The sequence below is a fragment of the Blautia hansenii genome (genome assembly GCF_013304445.1).
Taxonomy (GTDB): Bacteria; Bacillota; Clostridia; order Lachnospirales; family Lachnospiraceae; genus Blautia.
In genome coordinates, this window is the sequence record NZ_JAAITA010000008.1 from 87860 (window position 1) to 106237 (window position 18378).

The 18378-nt window shown below is 46.0% G+C and carries 18 protein-coding genes; all 18 read right to left on the reverse strand.

Annotation, left to right across the window (positions count from 1 at the left end; translation table 11 throughout):
* Positions 1-139 precede the first annotated feature (139 nt).
* Positions 140-781: a hypothetical protein gene (locus tag G5A70_RS08175; RefSeq protein ID WP_173749177.1), complete on the reverse strand. Its 642-nt coding sequence runs from the start codon at positions 779-781 to the stop codon at positions 140-142.
* Positions 782-1071: 290 nt separating this feature from the next.
* A complete protein-coding gene (locus tag G5A70_RS08180) occupies positions 1072-1614 on the reverse strand; it encodes a beta-class carbonic anhydrase (protein WP_173749178.1) in 543 nt (180 codons plus the stop codon).
* A gap of 104 nt (positions 1615-1718) precedes the next feature.
* On the reverse strand, positions 1719-2942 hold the full coding sequence (tyrS, locus tag G5A70_RS08185) for a tyrosine--tRNA ligase (protein ID WP_173749179.1): 1224 nt from the start codon (positions 2940-2942) through the stop codon (positions 1719-1721).
* A 54-nt stretch (positions 2943-2996) separates the two neighbouring features.
* Positions 2997-3146 carry a hypothetical protein gene (locus tag G5A70_RS08190; RefSeq protein WP_173749180.1) on the reverse strand — a complete coding sequence of 50 codons (150 nt, stop codon included), beginning with the start codon at positions 3144-3146 and terminating at the stop codon, positions 2997-2999.
* A 204-nt stretch (positions 3147-3350) separates the two neighbouring features.
* Entirely contained in the window at positions 3351-4583 is a 1233-nt protein-coding gene (locus tag G5A70_RS08195) for an NAD(P)/FAD-dependent oxidoreductase (RefSeq protein ID WP_173749181.1), read from the reverse strand.
* Positions 4584-4586: 3 nt separating this feature from the next.
* Positions 4587-5033 carry a 4Fe-4S dicluster domain-containing protein gene (locus tag G5A70_RS08200; protein WP_173749182.1) on the reverse strand — a complete coding sequence of 149 codons (447 nt, stop codon included), beginning with the start codon at positions 5031-5033 and terminating at the stop codon, positions 4587-4589.
* A gap of 18 nt (positions 5034-5051) precedes the next feature.
* Positions 5052-6935, reverse strand: a complete 1884-nt coding sequence (gene cooS, locus G5A70_RS08205) for an anaerobic carbon-monoxide dehydrogenase catalytic subunit (RefSeq protein WP_173749183.1) — start codon at positions 6933-6935, stop codon at positions 5052-5054.
* Positions 6936-7038: 103 nt separating this feature from the next.
* Complete coding sequence (locus G5A70_RS08210; protein ID WP_173749184.1) at positions 7039-8565, reverse strand: AAA family ATPase; 1527 nt, start codon at positions 8563-8565, stop codon at positions 7039-7041.
* Positions 8562-9851: a VWA-like domain-containing protein gene (locus G5A70_RS08215; protein WP_180211116.1), complete on the reverse strand. Its 1290-nt coding sequence runs from the start codon at positions 9849-9851 to the stop codon at positions 8562-8564. The genes G5A70_RS08210 and G5A70_RS08215 overlap by 4 nt, the downstream gene beginning before the upstream one ends.
* Before the next feature lie 4 nt (positions 9852-9855).
* Positions 9856-10950 (reverse strand): arginase family protein, encoded by a 1095-nt coding sequence (locus G5A70_RS08220; protein WP_173749185.1) that lies wholly within the window; start codon positions 10948-10950, stop codon positions 9856-9858.
* Positions 10940-11458: a nitroreductase family protein gene (locus G5A70_RS08225; protein WP_173749186.1), complete on the reverse strand. Its 519-nt coding sequence runs from the start codon at positions 11456-11458 to the stop codon at positions 10940-10942. Before G5A70_RS08225 ends, G5A70_RS08220 begins: the two co-directional genes overlap by 11 nt.
* A gap of 68 nt (positions 11459-11526) precedes the next feature.
* Positions 11527-12759, reverse strand: coding sequence for a D-alanyl-D-alanine carboxypeptidase family protein (locus G5A70_RS08230; RefSeq protein ID WP_173749187.1), 1233 nt, complete (start codon positions 12757-12759; stop codon positions 11527-11529).
* A gap of 90 nt (positions 12760-12849) precedes the next feature.
* A complete protein-coding gene (gene scpB, locus G5A70_RS08235) occupies positions 12850-13419 on the reverse strand; it encodes an SMC-Scp complex subunit ScpB (RefSeq protein WP_173749188.1) in 570 nt (189 codons plus the stop codon).
* A gap of 3 nt (positions 13420-13422) precedes the next feature.
* Positions 13423-14175 carry a segregation and condensation protein A gene (locus G5A70_RS08240; RefSeq protein WP_173749189.1) on the reverse strand — a complete coding sequence of 251 codons (753 nt, stop codon included), beginning with the start codon at positions 14173-14175 and terminating at the stop codon, positions 13423-13425.
* A 69-nt stretch (positions 14176-14244) separates the two neighbouring features.
* Positions 14245-15051, reverse strand: coding sequence for a metallophosphoesterase (locus tag G5A70_RS08245; protein WP_173749190.1), 807 nt, complete (start codon positions 15049-15051; stop codon positions 14245-14247).
* Positions 15044-16369 (reverse strand): MATE family efflux transporter, encoded by a 1326-nt coding sequence (locus tag G5A70_RS08250; RefSeq protein WP_173749201.1) that lies wholly within the window; start codon positions 16367-16369, stop codon positions 15044-15046. Before G5A70_RS08250 ends, G5A70_RS08245 begins: the two co-directional genes overlap by 8 nt.
* A gap of 112 nt (positions 16370-16481) precedes the next feature.
* The gene (locus G5A70_RS08255) at positions 16482-17684 is read right to left on the reverse strand and encodes a D-alanyl-D-alanine carboxypeptidase family protein (RefSeq protein WP_173749191.1); all 1203 of its coding nucleotides are present in this window, start codon (positions 17682-17684) and stop codon (positions 16482-16484) included.
* A gap of 71 nt (positions 17685-17755) precedes the next feature.
* Entirely contained in the window at positions 17756-18343 is a 588-nt protein-coding gene (locus tag G5A70_RS08260) for a putative ABC transporter permease (RefSeq protein WP_173749202.1), read from the reverse strand.
* Between the last annotated feature and the right edge of the window lie 35 nt (positions 18344-18378).

The following is an 18378-nucleotide window of genomic DNA, read 5'->3' on the forward strand; positions in this document are numbered from 1 at the left end:
TGTTTCGGTTTTTTTTTCAATAGTTTTTGACAATTTTTTAACAGCTTTAACAGAAGATTTTTACTATTTTTTAGATTTTCTTTTGAAAAGGACTTTTGTTTCTGACACTCTGTCTATAGAATGTGCCTTTTTTCCTTTTTTATTTCGTTTTTTCACTTTCCAGACAACTCTCCCACATCTTTTGACAGGTTTTCATACAGCCGTACAAAAGGGGATACGTCCCATTTTTCTCTATCTGCACCCCCAATTCTTCTGCAAACAAAAATTCCATACATAAATAACTGATTCCCATACAGCGTTCTCGTTTTTTCTCCCCGGCCCGCTGACAGAGCACCTGAAAAGTAGTTCGGGGAATGTTTTTGAAAAAGCAATAGGTCTCCTGGAATCCTTTGTAAATCAGATACCAAAACCCAATCCAAGCCAGTTCTGCCCGTTCTTCCTCATCCCCCCGGATATCCTCCAAAAGTCCTAAAACTGCTTCTGCACATATTTTTTCCTCTCCTGACAGGCTGTCCCAGAATCCTTCTCCCTGATAGACACTGTTTCCTGCCCTCTCCCGGAGATACTCCAGCCACTGCGTTTCCATATCCTGCACCATCTCTCTGCACATCTGGTTCTTGCTTATAATGTAAAGGAGAAAATAGGTGACATCTGCATATTTTTTTTCCGTCTTTTGATACGGTTTTCTCTTCTCATAGTAAAAGCCTTCCTCCTCCACAAAATCCAGTCTTTGCCTTTCTTGTATACAGAGACCTTGAAACAAAATTCCCTCTTTCTTCATAAGACAGCCTCTTTCCGTCTGCACCTGCACAATGGGAATGTTTCTTCTTTTTACTACTTTATCCGGGAAATAAAAGAATCTGATGAAAACGAAGATAAAATGAAAATAAGAATGAAATAGAATCCAATAGAAAATGTATACACGCCGAATGGAATGCAGCGCAGACTTTTTTGATTTAGCTTTATTCTACTACAAACACTGAGAGAAGACAATATCATTTTATAAAACTATACGAGAAATCTTTTGTGGAGGGCGTGACTCAAAATAAATCGCGCCCTTCCTTTCATAACTTAACAGATGCTGGTCAGTGCACCGGTAACAGAATCCATGATAAAGCCTTGTATAGTTACATCTTTCGGCATCAGAGGATGGTTTTTCAGCGCCGCAGTTGTTTCACGGACAGATTCTTCAGAAGAAGAGAAACCTCCCAGCCATTGATTCAGGTCAATTCCGCTCCGCCGGACAATATCAATGTGTTCTTTCGGTATTCCCCGGTGTGTGAGCTTTTCCAGCATTTCTTCAGCATCCATTCCCTGAACACCGCAATCTGTATGACCAATGACCATAATTTCCTGCACACCAAGTTTCAGGAGTGCAACCAGAAGACTGCGGACAACACTTCCATAGGGATGGGTAATGACACCGCCAGCATTTTTGATGATTTTAGCATCTCCATTCCGGATACCAAGTGCTGCCGGCAGAAGTTCTGTCAGCCGGGTATCCATACAGGTAAGAATCGCCAGTTTTTTGTCAGGGTATTTGCTGGTAATATAGGGTTTGTAGCTCTCTTTTTTTACAAATTCTCGGTTATATTCGATAATCTGCTGAATCATAGGTGGGAAACCTCCTTTTATTCTGTTGCTGTTTCATAAGACTGATTATAATTTCAAGAATCCGGTTATGCAAGAAATTCTTTTTGCTACAAGGCCCCTTCTTTTTACGCCATAGTTACTTTTCTGAAGTTTTTCTTCCCTTTTTTCAATACAATACCTTCACCCTGCAGTTTTTCTCCTGCAAGCAGGTATTTGATATCTGTAATTTTCTCTCCGTCCACGGACACACCGCCCTGCTCAATGGCGCGTCTGGCTTCGGAGCGTGTATTGGCCAGTCCGCTGTTTACCAGAAGAGAAATTAAGTCTATGTTTCCGTCTGTCAGCGCGCTTTCCTCAATTTTTGCAGAAGGCATATTTGCCGCATTTCCGCTGGTGAATAATGCTCTGGCTGCTTCCTGCGCCTTTTCTGCTTCTTCTTTTCCGTGTACCAGTTCGGTCAGCTCGTAAGCCAGGATTTCTTTGGCTTTGTTTAACTGGCTGCCTTCCCAGCTGTCCATTTCATCAATCTGCTCTAACGGCAGGAAGGTGAGCATACGGATACATTTCAGTACGTCTGCGTCTGCCACATTTCTCCAGTACTGATAGAAATCGAAAGGAGAAGTCTTGTTGGGGTCTAACCATACAGCGCCGGACTGTGTCTTGCCCATTTTCTTGCCTTCGGAGTTCAAAAGCAGGGTAATGGTCATGGCACAGGCATTTTCACCCAGCTTTCTTCTGATTAACTCCGTTCCGCCCAGCATATTGCTCCACTGGTCATCTCCGCCGAACTGCATGTTACAGCCGTATTTCTGGTACAGCATGTAGAAGTCGTAACTCTGCATAATCATGTAGTTAAATTCCAGGAAGCTGAGTCCCTTTTCCATACGCTGCTTGTAGCATTCAGCAGTAAGCATACGGTTTACAGAGAAATGCGGACCCACTTCTCTTAAAAGTTCCACATAATTCAAATCCAACAGCCAGTCTGCGTTATTCACCATCAAAGCTTTTCCTTCAGAGAAATCAATGAAACGTTCCATCTGCTTTTTAAAGCAGTCACAGTTGTGCTGAATCATTTCCGGGGTCATCATAGAACGCATATCGCTTCTTCCGGAAGGGTCGCCGATGTATCCGGTTCCGCCGCCGATAAGGGCAATGGGCTTATTGCCTGCCATCTGCAGGCGTTTCATCAGGCACAGAGCCATAAAGTGTCCCACATGAAGACTGTCTGCAGTCGGGTCAAAACCAATGTAAAATGTTGCTTTTCCGTTGTTCACCAGTTCTCTGATTTCTTCTTCGTCCGTTACCTGAGCAATCAATCCTCTGGCAACCAGTTCGTCATAAATTTTCATCTCTGTATTCTCCTTTTCTTCTGCTTTTTCCGGAAAGGAGAGGTTTTTTGAAAATCAAAAAGAGCCCTCGTCCTTTCTCAATTTATAAAAGGACGAGAACTCTGAAATTCCCGTGTTACCACCTTTATTCACAGCCAGTTCGCACTGGTCTGCCTCTGCAAGTACAGCGTAAGCGATACTCATGGTGTTGTAACGTACACCCATCCGTCACAGCCTACTCATTGCTTTTCGGTGTGAAGCTCAGGGAGGTATTCATCTGTCAGATTCCCACGCGCCTCTCATCTGCCGGCTGCTTTCTGTCCGTTCCTCTGCAAACTACTTGTTCCCGTCTTTGCCTTTGACTCATACAAGGACAGTATACAAATCCCGCCTGCTTTTGTCAAGCCATGTTTCACCCGCTTTTGCAACTCACATTAACGCAGTGTTCCACTGATACTCTCCGTTTTCTTTCATTCCGTAAAAATCTCCGAAGTTCAGAGCGAAAATATCTTTCTCAATGGTATCTACCGGAATACCGTTCTTAATCAGATACTGCCAGATACCGCCATGGGAAATATCTCCCTGCAGAAGCACGCCTGCAACCTTACCGTCTCTTAAGATTACGCGTTTGTAGCTGCTTGCCCCTTCTCTGGCTATTACAGTATCTCCCTCTTCAGGCACAATCAACCCCACGCACATGGAAACCAATCCGAAGAAATTTATGGTATTTTTCATGGCATACCGGTCTGTATAGGCCACTTTGCTTCCGCACATATTAAGGGCTGCGGTTTCCCCCTGTTTCTGGGCATTCGGCCAGATTCCGGAAAGTCCTGTCACATCGCCTGCTGCGTAGACATCTGCGGCTCCGGTTTCCAGATATTCATTTACCTGAAGGCCGCGGTCAATGACAATGCCTTCGCCGTCCATGCCTGCCACTGCAGAGCGCACACCTGCTGCCACAATCACCAAATCACAGGGAATCTCTGTACCGTTGTCCAGCACCAAACGGGTAATCTTTCCCTCTGCATTCATAATAGTATCCGCAGCTTTTCTTCCCAGATAAAAGGCAGCACCTGCCTTTTCAAAACGCTTCTGGTATTCATATGCGCCCGTCTTGTCCAGCTGAATGGGCAGAATTTGCTCTGCCATCTCGATAACCGACACTTTTTTGCCTGTTTCCATTAAGCCGTAAGCTGCGTCCAGACCTACCAGACCGGAACCGATAATAGCAATGTTTTCTGCCTTTTTTGCCATGGCATCAATAGCCTGTGCGTCCTTTAAATGGCGCAGTCCAAAAACGTTGTTTGCCTCTCTTAAATTTCCCACCGGAGGAATAAAGCTTTCCGCCCCTGTGGCAATGAGCAACTTGTCGTAAGAGATTTCCTCTCCCTTGTCCGTCATTACTTTTTTTGCAGCAGTATCCAGCTTTGTCACCGTCACACCCGGTTTCCAGTGGATTCTGTTTTTCTCAAAAAAATCTGTCTCTGCAAAGTTCAGCCCTTCTGCGGTTCTTTCATGGCTTAAAAATTTGTGCAGCATACAGCGGGAATGTACCTGTGTATCTGTGGAAAGCATGGTAATGTTCCCCTGAGAATCTGCTTTTCTGATGGTCCTTGCCGCAGTGATTCCTGCTGCTCCGGCTCCTAAAATCACATATTCCATCTGCTACACCTCCTCAACCCAGATAGCCTGCTTTGGACAGGCCTTTACACAGCTTGGCTCTTCGCCTTTTTCAATACAGAAATCACATTTGATGACTTTCATATGTGTACTGTCGTCGGGTTTTAACACCCCATATGGGCAGTTCATCACACACATAAAACAGGAACCGCATTTTTTCTCATCATACTGCACATGCCCTGTCTGCTCGTCCTTGGTAAGCGCGCCGCTCATGCAGGACATCACGCACTCCGGCATGTCACAGTGTCTGCAGAAAACCGGCGTATAGCTTCCGTCTGGATTTTTGTAAATATAGTTCCGGGATTCATTGGCAATGTCTGTCAAGTCCAGAGTATATACATTGCCTTCGTCCTTTCTGTGTGCCTGCATGCATGCGATGGAGCAGCTTTTGCACCCATCGCATTTGGCAGCATCTATCATTATTCTTTTCATGAGATACCCCCGTTGATTTTAGATATTCAGTCCTGCACGTTTTTCTTCAATAATCTTGTCCAGAATGTCTGCGCTTTCCTTTGCGTCTCCATTGATGATAACCTGTCCGCCTGTGAGGTTCTTCATATCCTCTGTAAGCAGTTTTACGGCTGTTTTGCTTCCTGTTACGAATGGAGGCAGTCCCAGGTGCAGGGGCAGTCCCAGAGCCAGACCGAAGCAGCCGTCTGCCAAAGCCTGTTCTTCCAGCCACTGTGCAGCGGAAAGCACTAATGGAAGCTGAGGAATATCCACACCGATAGCTTCTGCCAGTTCAGTAGCCACGATTTCCAGACGTCCGATAGCCAGACATGGACCAAAGTTTAATACCGGAGGAATGTTTAATTTTTCACAAACTGCGCGAAGCTTCGGTCCGGCCAGTTTTGCTGCTTCCGGTGTCATAAGACCGCAGTTTTCAATACCGCCTGAAGAACATCCTGCTGTCAGAACCAGAATATCTTTTGCAATCAGTTCTTTCGTAAGTTCTACGGAGAGTACGTCATGGCCGCCTGCAGTCAGGTTGGAACATCCCACCACGCCAGCAATACCTTTAATATCTCCGGATACAATGAGGTCAATGAGCGGTTTCCAGTTGCCGCCCAGGAAATCTTTTAAAGAGCCTTCGGAAACACCGGTTAACGTGTGGTCATTTCCGTGTTCCGGCATCAGATTCATGGGAACACTTCCCCTTCTTGCCTTGTATGCCTCTACGATTTCATCAATGATTTCTTCGCTCTGTTTTTCTCTCTCTTCAAATACGAATGGTTTCAATTCTGCATTGGCTTTCTTTGCCACATCATCCAGGCAAATCTGTTTGATTTTCAATTCTTCACAGATGGGCTCAATCCCCGGAAGGGTACAGTTAAATTCAGAAAGTACAGCGTCAATACCGCCTGTAGCCAGAACCGCTTCACTGGTGTAGTTGTTTCCTGCATGTCCGTCAAAGACTTCCTCATAGTGTGCGCCGCGAAGCTGTAAATCCTGACCTACGCAGGTGCAGCCTACCAGCTTGAAGCCTTTCGCGCCTGCTGCTTTTGCCTTTGCAACAGCGGCTTCGGAAGTCAGTCTTTCCTGTAAATCCACGAAAATGGTGTGCTGATGTCCGGTAATCATGATGTTGATGTAATCCGGGTCAATCACACGCAGGCCTACCGGCGCCATACGAAGTTCCGGTTCGCCTAAAAGTACATCATTTAACAGATTGGTAAGTGTAAGGCCATATAAACCGGTGGAAATACCCAATTTCAGACAGTCTGTATACATATCAACCGGGTCGGAATTTAAGTTTGTGGAACACTTTACCACGCCGTGGAAGACTTCGCTCTTTGCGCCGCCCGGCAAAATGCCCAGCTCCTGCCATTTTTTGAAACGCGGTGCATAAGCCATTTTCTCTACCAGTTCCATTTTTTCATATTCCGGTTTATATAAGTCATCCAGAACCTTCTGGGCTACCTGTTTTGCAGTATCCCATTTGTCTGTTCCCTGTACACCGAAGATTTCAGCCAGTCTTGCCAGGGATTTTTCACCTTTAATCTCCCCTTTAATTTCTGCTGTTTTCTTTACGTTTAATGCAGTATTTTCCACAATATGAATGTAACAGCCGGAACCGCTTGCCACTGCGCGCAGGAAGTTGCGGGCCACAATCACGTCTGCCGTTGCGCCGCAGATTCCTCTTGGTGCTTTCGGTGTGATACGGCACGGTCCGTTGGCACACAGACGGCAACAGACACCCTGCAGACCAAAGCCGCATTTGGTACTCTGACCTTCTACTCTGTGATGAGAAGTTTCCATTGGCAATTCACGGATAAATCCTTCCAGCGGTTTATCTGCGCTGGCGCAGGTGTTACAACCAAAACACTGATTCATTCTTGTTTCCTCCTGATATGTACTTTCCTTTTTATTTGTTAAGATTATAACAATTCTTGACTAAATTAGTCAAGAATAACTTACAAATTTTTCCTTTTTTCTTTTAAATCTGCTTTTGAAAGTCCTGAATTTCTTTCTTTAAGGCTTCTTCCGCTTCACTGGCCAGCAGGATTTCTCCCTCTTTGAGGTAAGTTTCACAGCCATGCTGCCGGATAAAGGCCATAATCTCTTCATTGCCGGATAGATGGGTCAGAAACAGAGCCAGTTCCTGGCCTTTGACGCACACTCCTTTCATAAAAGTAATGCTGTATTCCAGCGCGTCTTTGACTTCCTCTTCTGCTCTTTTCAGTTTCAGCGTCTCCCTGTAAAACGCTTCTTTCAGCCAGGGAAAACCGGGGGCTTCTGTCTGTCCCTCCAGAAGTTTCCTTTCCTGCCGCTTTTCCTGAATCCACCGGGTAACACGCTGCCGAATTTCCCATTCTTCCCCGGAAAGCAGACCCTGGTCTTTGAGGATAGCATCCCGCTCTTTTTTCCCGCAGATACAGGATTCCAAAATCTCATCAAATGCCCTGCCACCCGCAGCCTCTTTCTTTATCCTGGCAAGTTCTTCGTAAATCCCGTTCATGTAGGCTTTCTCCAAAAGACAAGTCTTGACCCGTTCTGTAAGCCCCTGCTCCAGTCCATTCATCAGCAGAAGCTTTTCATCCAGCCCGGCCCCTTCTAAAAGTTTTGCCTTTTCTGTTGGATTTTCCCGGTTTTCCAGAGAAAATAATCTGTCCGGTTCCCATTCTTTTTCGTATTTCCTGCAAAGCTGATAAAACCCTGCAAAGTCTGCGGCAATTTCCCCGTCCCGGATATATTCTTCTACCAGTTCCTTTGTCACGGGAATCTCCAGTTCCTCATACACCTGCAGAATCCGAGATAAATCTTCCCAGCCTCTGGCTGTGACAAAGCAGCTTCCTTCCTGTTTTTCCCGTATCTGATAAAAATTTTCCTGTTTTAAATCCAGATATGCCAAAACGGCGGTATGTATCTGCCTCTTTTGGGCATACGCTCTCCAGACTTTATAGTCTGCTTCAATTTCCATACTCCGCACCCGGTCTAAAGTCACCATATCAAACTCCCGGACAGATTTGTTGTATCTTTCCGGATTTCCTGCTGCCACAATCACCCATCCCGGGGGAAGACGGTGCGTTCCAAAAGTCTTGTTCTGTAAAAACTGCAGCATGGTAGGCGCCAAAGTTTCCGATACACAGTTGATTTCATCCAGAAACAAAATTCCCTCGGAAACCTGCTGCTGTTCCATACACTGGTACACAGAGGCAATGATTTCACTCATGGTATATTCGGTTACCGTGTACTCCTTCCCGCCAAAATTTTTCTTTTTCAGAATGGGCAGGCCCACGGCACTCTGACGGGTGTGATGGGTCAGCGTATATTCCACCAGTCCGATTTTCTCTTCCCGGGCAATCTGCTTCATAATAGCGGTCTTACCGATGCCCGGCGGTCCCATAAGCAGCATGGGGCGCTGGCAGACCAACGGAATCTTATAGTTTCCCTTTTCATCTTTTGCCGTATAAGCCTGTACGGTGTGGATAATCTCCTCTTTTGCCTGTGCAATGTTTCTCATGTCTTATCTCCCTGATTTCTTTCATCCATGTACATTATCTGAATCCACGAAGGTATCCTTGTTTCCTTAAGCGGCTGGCGGGTCAGCAGAAATACTGCCTCATAATCTGTTTTCTCTGTGGGATAAATCCCGTCGCCGTCTGTATAGTAAAGAAGCGCTTTTAAATGCTTCAGTTCTCCCTTCTTCTGCAGCTCCTCCACATACCGGAACACAGGACGGAAATCCGTACCGCTCCTTCCCTGTATTCGGATTCGTTTCAGATATTCCTTCCATTCTTTTTCACTGGTTATCACGGCTGCTTCCTGAACGAGACAGTCGCACTGCAGGATGTAAAGTTTCATCTTTTTGAAAAAATCCTCTCTGCGGCTGAGTACCCCGTAAGTTTCCTCCAGAAACCGCTGTACCACAGGGCGGCTGCAGGAGCCGGACGTATCAATGGCAATCACCAGTTCCTCCAGTTTTCGGGCATCTGTGTATTCCAAAGGTTCCAAAAGCGGAAGATTTCCGTACCTGGCCAGTCCCATCAAGTATGGAAGATAATCAAAACTCTCCAGGTCCAGCTGCAATTCCTCTCTTTCTACCGCAAATTTTCTCAAAAATCGGTAATAATCCCGTTTTCTTTTGGCCTGTACCTCATACCACTCTTGCTGTTCTCCTGCCTCACTTCCCCGCCTTCCGGAACCATCCTGTCCCTGTGACTGGCTGCCCTTTTCAAGGTTCTGTGCAGCCTGTCGGATTTCTCTGACACGCCCGGGCTTCAGGGGTTTCCAAAAGCTATGGCTGTCCCTGCGAAAAAAAGCCCTTCTGCAGGCTTCTTTTCCTTCCTTTTCATAGCGGTTTTTCAGTTTGTCATAGACTTCTTTCACAGATAAACTGCTCTCTTTCTCCCACAATTTCCTGCATAATCCTTTTTCTGCTTCTGACATGGTGCCTGTCAGTCTCTCCATGCCCAGACAATCTATGGTGTATTCCACCACAATATCACAGGCCAGGTGATAAAATTCTTCTTCATAACACTCTTTTTTCACATTCATATGGAAATACAGCACATGAAAAAGGCTGTGAAGAAAGAAACGGAGAACCCCTTTATTCCCTTCCCGGCTGTAGAGAGAGAAAAATTTCTCCAAAGAATAGTAAAATCTGCTCCCATCCGTACCCGACAGATTTTTCTCTTCCATACCGAGAAAGATTCCGGTAAACGTTCCGTAAAGTCCCGGACTTTCGCAGCACAATCTGGTAAGGACCGTCCGCTTTAGTTTCTCCCAGAGCATTGTTTGTTCTTTCATACTTTTACAATTCCCAGCTTTCCTCTTGAAATCCCTGCACTTCTCTCTTTTTCTGCAAAAGAAGAAGCTGCGCCTCTGTGTTTTTATATTTTTCCGCTTTTAAAAGAAGATCCTCCAGTACAGCGCCATCCACCGGAAATGCTTTCAGGAAACGTTTCAGCGTACGGTTTTCGCCTTCCCGAATCAACTGCTCCCCCGCCGGGCGGATACGAAGAGAAAGATAAGATGCATATTTCATTCCCCCTTCAAAGTAGCGTTTCAGGGCAATGTCCAGCTTCAGGCTTTCCTGTTTGCTGGAGAGAAATTTTTCATCCAGTTTTCTGCTCTCTTCCTCACAAATCTTCTGCATTTCCAGTGCTTCCTGCAAACAGTTCCACAACGCTGCGTTGGTTCTGCGGTTGATTTTCAAGTCTTCCTCTTTCGGCGGCAGAGCTGTATCCTGAGGGTTTTCTCCGCAGACATCCACACCCAGAATCCTCCGGTGGGCAAAGGCCAGCTTTATCCAGTTTAACAGCTGCTTTAGAGAAACCTGTCCCTGGTCCCAGTTGGTTCTGGCCTCTTCTTCTGCCAAAATATCTTTGTCAATGGAGAGATACAGGGGAAGCTGACTGCTTTTCAGCCAGTCCAGCAGCTTTTCTTCTCCGTTTTGGGAAAGTTCTTCTTCGGCTACAGCAGTCACACCTCTTTCCTCTGCCTGACACTCTGCAAAGGCTGACAGGGAAGGGCCTGCAATACACACATCCCTCAGATTTTCGTTGGTATCCAACACCTCTCTCACCCAGCTTCCGCAGGAAAGCAGGCCGAAAAAGGCAGCCTCCTGCATATCGGTATGATGATCAAAGACCAGCAGAGCAAAAGGCTTCTGTATTTTTTCCAGCCAGAATTTACTCAGATAATGATAGTTTCCCGAATCCAGAAAATGAATTCCCTCCCCTCTGAACTTCCGGATACGCTGCCGTATGATTTCTCCTGCTTCCTCCGTACAGTAGCAGTTCACGCCTTTTAAATCTGTCATATCCAACCAGGTTCCCTGTTCTTTAAAGCAGTCCTCCTGGGGATAAATACCGGAAAAATTCATCAAAACTGTTTTATTCCACATAATGTACCGTCCCGATTTTCTTTACCTCCTGCTTTGGCTGTGCTTTCGCATACCCAAGAGCCGCTATGCCGAACACCTGATGGTCATCGGGAATCTCCCAGCCTCTCAGTATTTCCCGGATTTCCTTCTCTTCACATACGTCTCTCAACTGATTAATCCACACAGAACCCACACCGAAAGAATGGGCTGCCAGAAAGATATTTTCCAGTGCGCAGGCATTGTCCTCCATGGCATGAGGATTGTCCTTTTTATTGGAAGGTATCAAAAGTACCTGGGGCTGATACATGTCGTAATGTTCTCTTTTCAGCTTCTTTCCTATCATTTCTGCAAGCTTCTGTATTTCCTCTTTGCTGGTCACAACTGTAAATTTCCAGGTCTGATAGTTATGTCCGCTGGGAGCGTAAAGTCCTGCCTGCACAATCTGTTCCAGTTCTTCCTTCGGAATTTCTTTTTCCTGAAATCCCCGGATACTTCTTCTTGTCAGAATATTTTTCATAATTTCGTTCATAGCCAGATTTCCTTTCTTTTGTGCTTTTTTTGTTTGCTTCTTTTATTTTACCATGTCCCGGCTTTTTTTCAACCGGCTGCAAATCTTTTTACGGTTTGCTTCAGGCACCAGTCAAATGTGATTTTATCTACATCTTCCTTTGCCGTAATGTCTTCTGTTTTCCATATCCACCCCTCTGTGGCATAGGTAAGCCTGCCGATGGTCTCCCCTCTTTTTACCGGGGCCGAAAGACCAGTCGCCCCTTCATAAGTGACTTCAATGGTTTCTCCCTCTTTTAGAAGCACCTGCCGGTCTTCTCCCTGGCTGCATACCAGGGGAACCTCTCTCATTTCTCCCAGAATCCGGCTTTGTCCGTTCTCCACCGGCAATTCTTCCGGAACAGAAGGTTTTGCGGCTTCAGAGAGGGGGTGCAGGGTATAATTCTTCAGACCATACTCCATAAGTTTTCTGGTGTCTACCCATTTATACCCTTTGTTGTTGGGCCAGCCACAGCCTAAAAGCGCCACAATAAAGGTTCGGTTATCCCGTTTTAAGGCCCCTACATAGCAATAGCCTGCTTTGGCTGTAAAACCTGTTTTCCCGGTGAGGGCGCCCTCCATCATAGTAAGAAATGCATTGTGGTTCCTGCAGGAAAACGTCCGTTTCCCATCACAGTCTGAAAAATCATAGGAAGGCGTTCCCGTGATTGCAAGAAACTCTTCCCTCTTAGGAGATTCGCTGATACAATAGCGCAGAATCCGGGCCAGGTCTGCTGCCGTAGTGCTGTGTTCCCAGATGCCTTCTTTCGTCTCTTCCTCTGCGTCCAGACCGTTTGGCGTAATAAACCAGGTATCTTTACACCCGATTTCTTCCGCCTTTTCATTCATAAGAGCTGCAAATGCCTCCACACTGCCTGCCACATGTTCAGCCAGCACCACGGCCGTATCGTTGTGACTTTCCAGCATGAGCGAATAGAGCAAATCTCCTGTCAGATACCGCTCCTTAGGCTGTACCCCCAAGCGGACTTTGGGCATGGAAGCCGCATAAGCGGAAACCTCTGCCGCTTCATCCAGGCGGCTGTTTTCCAGAACCAGAATGCAGGTCATGATTTTCGTAGTGCTGGCCATGGGCCTTTTTTCCTCACCGTTTTTTGCGTAGAGAATCCGTCCGGAATCTCCGTCCATCAATACGGCAGACAGCGCGTAAAGATTTCCTACCTCTTTTGCTTCTGTATCTGCATAGCATACCGTTCCGGTCAGAAAGAACTCCATGCAGAAAGCAACTGTCAACAATAAAAGAAAAGGGTGTCTGCTTTTTTTCATAGTCCTGTCTCCTCTTCTTAAAACTTATGTCCAGGTACAAAAAAAGATACCACAAACCCCCGTTGGTTTTGCAATATCTTTTCTGTTTCTTTATACATTCAGCTGCAGCTGAATCTCTTCTTCTGCTTCTGCCTTGAAATCCTCCATCTGTACCGGGTCGATTTCCGGCAGTTCGTCCAGTCCCTGCACCCCGAAGTTTCTCAAAAACTCCTCTGTGGTTCCCAGAAGGATAGGCCTTCCCGGCGCGTCCAGACGTCCTACTTCCTGCACCAATCCGTATTCCATCAGCTTGGCAATGGCATGGTCACACTTTACGCCCCGGATTTTCTCGATTTCCAGCTTGGTCACAGGCTGCTTATAGGCAATGATAGACAAGGTTTCCAGCATGACATCGGAAAGCACAGCTTTTTTCGGCTGAAGCGCCATTTTCACCAGATAATCATAATACTCTTCCTTGGTACACATCTGAAATGCGTTCTCCAGTTCAATAATCTTAACGCCCCGGTCTTCCTCCCGGTACTTAAGCATCATATTCCGTACGATTTTCGCTGTGGTCTCTGTATCGTGTCCAATGGCCTTAGCCAGTGCACTTACTTCCACGGACTCTCCCATGGCAAACAGCAGCGCTTCTATGGCCCCTTCCAGTTTTTTCAGTTCCATGTTCTATCCTTCCTCCTGAAGGGCTTCTATTTCTATTTCGTCAAAAATATATCTCTGGCTAATGTGAATAATGCCCATTTTCATCAGTTCCAGAATAGCCAGAAAGGTAACAATAACCTGCACCTTGCTGGCCTGCCGGCTGAGTAAATCCCGGAAACCGAAATGTCTGTGTACTCTGGCATATTCTCTGACCTCTTCCATCTTATCCGGCAGACTGACCTCTTCCTTCTCGATTTTTCCAAATTTGCTTCGGATGGGGTCTACCTTGTCTTCCTGCCTGCGGATGACGCTCTGAAAAATCGTATTCAGTTTCTTCAGGGTCAGTCCGGACAGCAAATCTGTAGTCTCCACCGGTTCCCGATAAGCCAGCACTTCCTCCGGAATGGTTGGCAGTTTGTATACATTTCTTGCTGCCGCAGCCATACGGTCCCGCAGTTCATAAGACATATATTTGTACATTTTATATTCCAGAAGCTGGCGCACCAGTTCTTCTCTGGGGTCTTCCTCTTCCCCTTCTTCATTGACCTCTCTTGGCAAAAGCATTCTGCACTTAATGGAAATCAGCGTTGCCGCCATAACCATGAATTCGCTCATAATATTTAAGTCTTCCCGTTCCATGGCATGAATGTATTCCATGTACTGGTCTGTAATCTCTACAATGGGAATATCATAAATATTCACTTTGTTTTTCTCAATCAGGTGAAGCAAAAGGTCCAGAGGTCCTTCAAACACCTGCAGTTTTACCGGGATTCCCATATTGTTCTACCTCTTCCTGCTTTTTACCGCTGAAAGCCATTTTACACTATTTTCCTCCAAAAGTCCACCCTATCCCCGACTTTTGGGCAGACAGTCTATGAGCAATAGCTCCCTGGGATTAAAAATCCGCAGCGGAATGGTATGCTCGCCCAATCCGGCGCTTACCACCAGATGACTTTCCTCTTTCTGGAAATGTCCCCGGCAGTATTTTGGGAAAAGACGGAAATCCGGACTGATGACACCACCTAAAAAAGGCAGTCTCATCACGCCTCCATGGTAATGTCCTGCCAGAATCAAATCCCCGCCCCAGTCCAGATAAGCGTCTCCATACTTAGGCGTATGGGTCAGCAGAATATGAAACCACTCTCTGGAAGATTTCCCTACCAGACGGTTTATATCCCGCTTTTCAAGCTTCTTTTTCCCTCTCTTGTCATAATAGGAGTAAGGCAGCATCAGTCCGGAAAGGAGCAGCTTTTCCCCTTTGATTTCATATGCTTTCGTGGCATTTTCCAGCATAATCACGCCCAAGCGCTGAATCTGCTTCTCAAACAGCAGATAATCTCTTCCGAAAACCTCCGGTTTCTGCTTCATACGCTGCTCATGGTTGCCCAGCCCATAAAACACAGGGGCAATCTTCACGGCCTGACGAAGGAAATCATAAGCAGCCCTGACAGAGGCCTCTTTTTTTCCCAGAACCATATCGCCTGCAAGCAGCAGCATATCCGGCTGTTCTTCTTCCAGTTTTTGGAGCAGTCGCTGATTTTTCTCCCCAAATTCCACATTGTGCAAATCACTGATAACAGCAGCGCGAAAGCCCTGCTGTTTCAGTTTGTCAGATTCTATTTCATACTTGACCGTTTTAAATTTCTTAAGCAATATATTTCTCCTGATGTTTCATAATTTTGAAGTACATGACCAGCAGAAGTCCTCCTGCCAGCACCCAGGCAAAGGGACTGGCCAAACAGGCTCCCAGATAGCTGTGTCTCTGAGCAGCAATCATAGCAACGACACCTCTGCCCACCAGTTCTGCCACACCTGCCATCATAGGAAGCAAACCGTAGCCCATACCCTGAATTCCATTTCGGTATACATTGACAATGGTAAGAGGAATCAGGAAAATACCCACACATTTCAGATAAATGTCTGCCTGCCCCATAATGCCGGACACATCTCCGGACACAAAGAAGTACACCAGATATTTTCCCACCGTCACAACAGGGACTGCCAGAATTACACTGTAAATACTGCCGATGATGGTAGCTGCCCGGAATCCCTGGCGAATTCTCTTCACTTCTCCTGCTCCCATGTTCTGAGCACAGTAGGTCGCCATGGTCGTTCCCAGCGCCACATAAGCCTGGGTTCCCAGCTGCTCAATCTTGTTAGCCGCAGTAAAGGCTGCCACGGACATAGAGCCCAGCAGATTCAGAGCAGACTGCACCATCATGGTTCCAATGGCTGTAATAGAATACTGCAGCGCCATAGGAAGCCCGATAGCCAGCTGCATTTTCGCCATATACGGTTCTACCTTAAAGTCGCCTCTGTGCAGCTTCAAAAGCGGCACTTTTTTTATAATATACAGCAGACACCCGATACCGGATACTGCCTGGGAAATCACGGTAGCATAGGCTGCGCCAGCCGCCCCCATATGAAATACAATAATCAGCAGCAAATCCAGCCCTACATTTAAGGCCGCCGATAAAATCAGAAAATACAATGGTGTCTTGCTGTCTCCTAAAGCCCTTAAAATACCGGACAGCAGGTTGTAAAGTACCGTAGCCGCAATTCCTGCACAGATAATCATAATGTAGGCATAGGCATCCTGGAAAATATCATCCGGTGTGTGCATAAATACCAGAAGTGGTTTCATCGTCAGCATACTTCCCGCTGTCATCACCACTGTGATTCCCAGAGAAAGCACTGCAGCCGTTCCCACGGTTTTCCGCATGCCGTCCATGTCCCCTGCGCCGAATCTCTGGGCCGTCAGCACGGAAAAACCAGCCGTCAGTCCCTGCAGAAACCCCAAAATCAGAAACATAATCGTTCCTACGCTTCCCACCGCAGCCAGGGCTTTTGTCCCCACAAACTTCCCTACAATGACCGTATCCGCCATACTGTAAAGCTGCTGAAACATATTTCCGATAAAAATAGGAATGGTAAAATTCAAAATGATTTTCATCGGACTTCCTGCTGTCATATCTGTCTGTACATGTTCTCTTGCCAAAGTAAACCCCTCTCTCAAATTAAAATCATTTTTCGGTAACTTTGGCTTATTATAGTATAAAGCAATCCGACTTTCAACATGTTTTTTATTTCTTTTCAGAAATATTTTTTTCCCTTCCCTGCAGGAAAATTTTACAGATTTTCTCAAGATAATCCCGGTATTTTGCCTTTTTTACATTCCTGTCAAAGACAAGGTCCACGCTTCCGATTTTCTTTCCATCCAGATAATAATCAGCCCTTCCCGCCTTCTCTCCCTTCTTCACTGGCGCCTCTGCGGTTTTCTTCATATGGATTTTCTTTTGAATGGAATCTGTATTCGCTCCTTTGGTATCCAGATAACAAAATTTCTCTTTATAGCTGCAGGATATTTCCTCTAAAACTCCGCCCTTTATTTGTACAGTCCCCGGGGACTTCGTATTCTCGTCCGTATAGAGTTTACAGCTTCCAAAGCCCAGATTCAGCATGGCAGCCGCATCTTTGAAACGCACCTTGTAATCCGGCGCTGTCATCACTACGCTGATAAGAGTAATTCCGTTTCGCCTGGCCACCGCAGACACACAGTATTTTGCCACGCTGGTACTGCCGGTTTTCAGCCCCACACAACCATCATAGCTGCGCACCAGTTTATTGGTATTGGTAAGTCCGAACTCACTGCTTCCCTTATACGTGACATGGGTAATGTTTTCCATCCACACAGAAGAATATTCCAGAATCTTCGGGTATTTCGTCACCAGTTCTCTGGACATCTTCGCCACGTCATGGGCGCTGGTATAGTGATTATCCGACTCCGTAAGACCACAGCAGTCCTCAAAATGGGTATTTTCCATTCCAAGTCCTGCTGCTCTCTCGTTCATCCGCTTCACAAATTCACTTTCACTGCCTGCAATATGCTCGGCCATAGCCACACTGGCGTCATTGCCCGAAGCAATGACAATACACTTTATCATGGTTTCCACACTCTGCTTTTCGCCCTCTTCCAAAAATACCTGGGAGCCTCCCATAGACTTGGCATAAGCGCTGGTCACCACCTGGTCTTCCATATGTAAATTTCCCTTTTCCAACTCATCAAAAATCAGAAGCAAGGTCATAATCTTGGTGATACTGGCCGGTTTTACTCTGGTATCCATGTCCTTTTCATAAATAATTTTTCCGGTAGATGCCTCCATCAGCACACCATGAGGCGCTGTAATCAATTCTCCCTCCTCTGCCAGAATTCTTTCTGGAAATCCAGTCAGCCAAACGGAGAAAATCAGCACCCAACTTAACAATACCGCCGCTTTTCTGCCCATTTTTATCCTGCCTTCACATTTACTCTTATAGCATTGTAAGCAAAAACTCCGGCATTTATGACAACAGAGCCTTATCTCCAGCGGAAAGCCAGAATTCCCTCTTTAAACTCCTGGAAAGAATCGGGAATACAGTCTTTTTTCTTCTGGTACAGTGCATAGGCAAAATCCACAGCAAAAATCAGCAGCAGAATTCCACCCAGTCTTGTTCCTGTCTGAAAGGAATAACTCTCCACTACCCGTTCCACTCCTTTGTGAAGGAAAAGAAACAGTCCCAGCGTATAAAAACCCCAGGCAACGGTACTTTCCAGACACAAAATTCCTTTATAGTTAAAAGGCTTCTGGGAATAATCCCACCAGACCTCTCCAAAAATCTTCAGCATCAGAAGCGCTGTTCCATACTCCAACAGCGTAGGAATAATACATCCCATAAGGTACAGCAGATACAGATTATGGTCTACCGGACGCAGCAGAAAATATACCGTCAGTGCGCCCACACCGTAAATAGGGCAGATAGGACCTCTTACAAATCCCCGGTTGGTTAATTTTCGATTGCAGATAGACATATAGATAGACTCTACAACCCAGCCTAAAATACTGTAAATCAAAAACCATTGGATAATATGGTAAACATCCGTCCCCAAAACCGCTTTTGTCCACAACATAATTTTCTCCTTAAAAATAAAATCTTCTCCTG

Bases quoted from the DNA above. Each gene is read 5' to 3' on its own strand.
- G5A70_RS08175 (WP_173749177.1), bottom strand. From the start codon at position 781: ATGAAGAAAGAGGGAATTTTGTTTCAAGGTCTCTGTATACAAGAAAGG.
- G5A70_RS08180 (WP_173749178.1), bottom strand. From the start codon at position 1,614: ATGATTCAGCAGATTATCGAATATAACCGAGAATTTGTAAAAAAAGAG.
- tyrS (WP_173749179.1), bottom strand. From the start codon at position 2,942: ATGAAAATTTATGACGAACTGGTTGCCAGAGGATTGATTGCTCAGGTA.
- G5A70_RS08190 (WP_173749180.1), bottom strand. From the start codon at position 3,146: ATGGGTGTACGTTACAACACCATGAGTATCGCTTACGCTGTACTTGCA.
- G5A70_RS08195 (WP_173749181.1), bottom strand. From the start codon at position 4,583: ATGGAATATGTGATTTTAGGAGCCGGAGCAGCAGGAATCACTGCGGCA.
- G5A70_RS08200 (WP_173749182.1), bottom strand. From the start codon at position 5,033: ATGAAAAGAATAATGATAGATGCTGCCAAATGCGATGGGTGCAAAAGC.
- cooS (WP_173749183.1), bottom strand. From the start codon at position 6,935: ATGAATCAGTGTTTTGGTTGTAACACCTGCGCCAGCGCAGATAAACCG.
- G5A70_RS08210 (WP_173749184.1), bottom strand. From the start codon at position 8,565: ATGAGAAACATTGCACAGGCAAAAGAGGAGATTATCCACACCGTACAG.
- G5A70_RS08215 (WP_180211116.1), bottom strand. From the start codon at position 9,851: ATGAAAGAACAAACAATGCTCTGGGAGAAACTAAAGCGGACGGTCCTT.
- G5A70_RS08220 (WP_173749185.1), bottom strand. From the start codon at position 10,950: ATGTGGAATAAAACAGTTTTGATGAATTTTTCCGGTATTTATCCCCAG.
- G5A70_RS08225 (WP_173749186.1), bottom strand. From the start codon at position 11,458: ATGAACGAAATTATGAAAAATATTCTGACAAGAAGAAGTATCCGGGGA.
- G5A70_RS08230 (WP_173749187.1), bottom strand. From the start codon at position 12,759: ATGAAAAAAAGCAGACACCCTTTTCTTTTATTGTTGACAGTTGCTTTC.
- scpB (WP_173749188.1), bottom strand. From the start codon at position 13,419: ATGGAACTGAAAAAACTGGAAGGGGCCATAGAAGCGCTGCTGTTTGCC.
- G5A70_RS08240 (WP_173749189.1), bottom strand. From the start codon at position 14,175: ATGGGAATCCCGGTAAAACTGCAGGTGTTTGAAGGACCTCTGGACCTT.
- G5A70_RS08250 (WP_173749201.1), bottom strand. From the start codon at position 16,369: ATGACAGCAGGAAGTCCGATGAAAATCATTTTGAATTTTACCATTCCT.
- G5A70_RS08255 (WP_173749191.1), bottom strand. From the start codon at position 17,684: ATGGGCAGAAAAGCGGCGGTATTGTTAAGTTGGGTGCTGATTTTCTCC.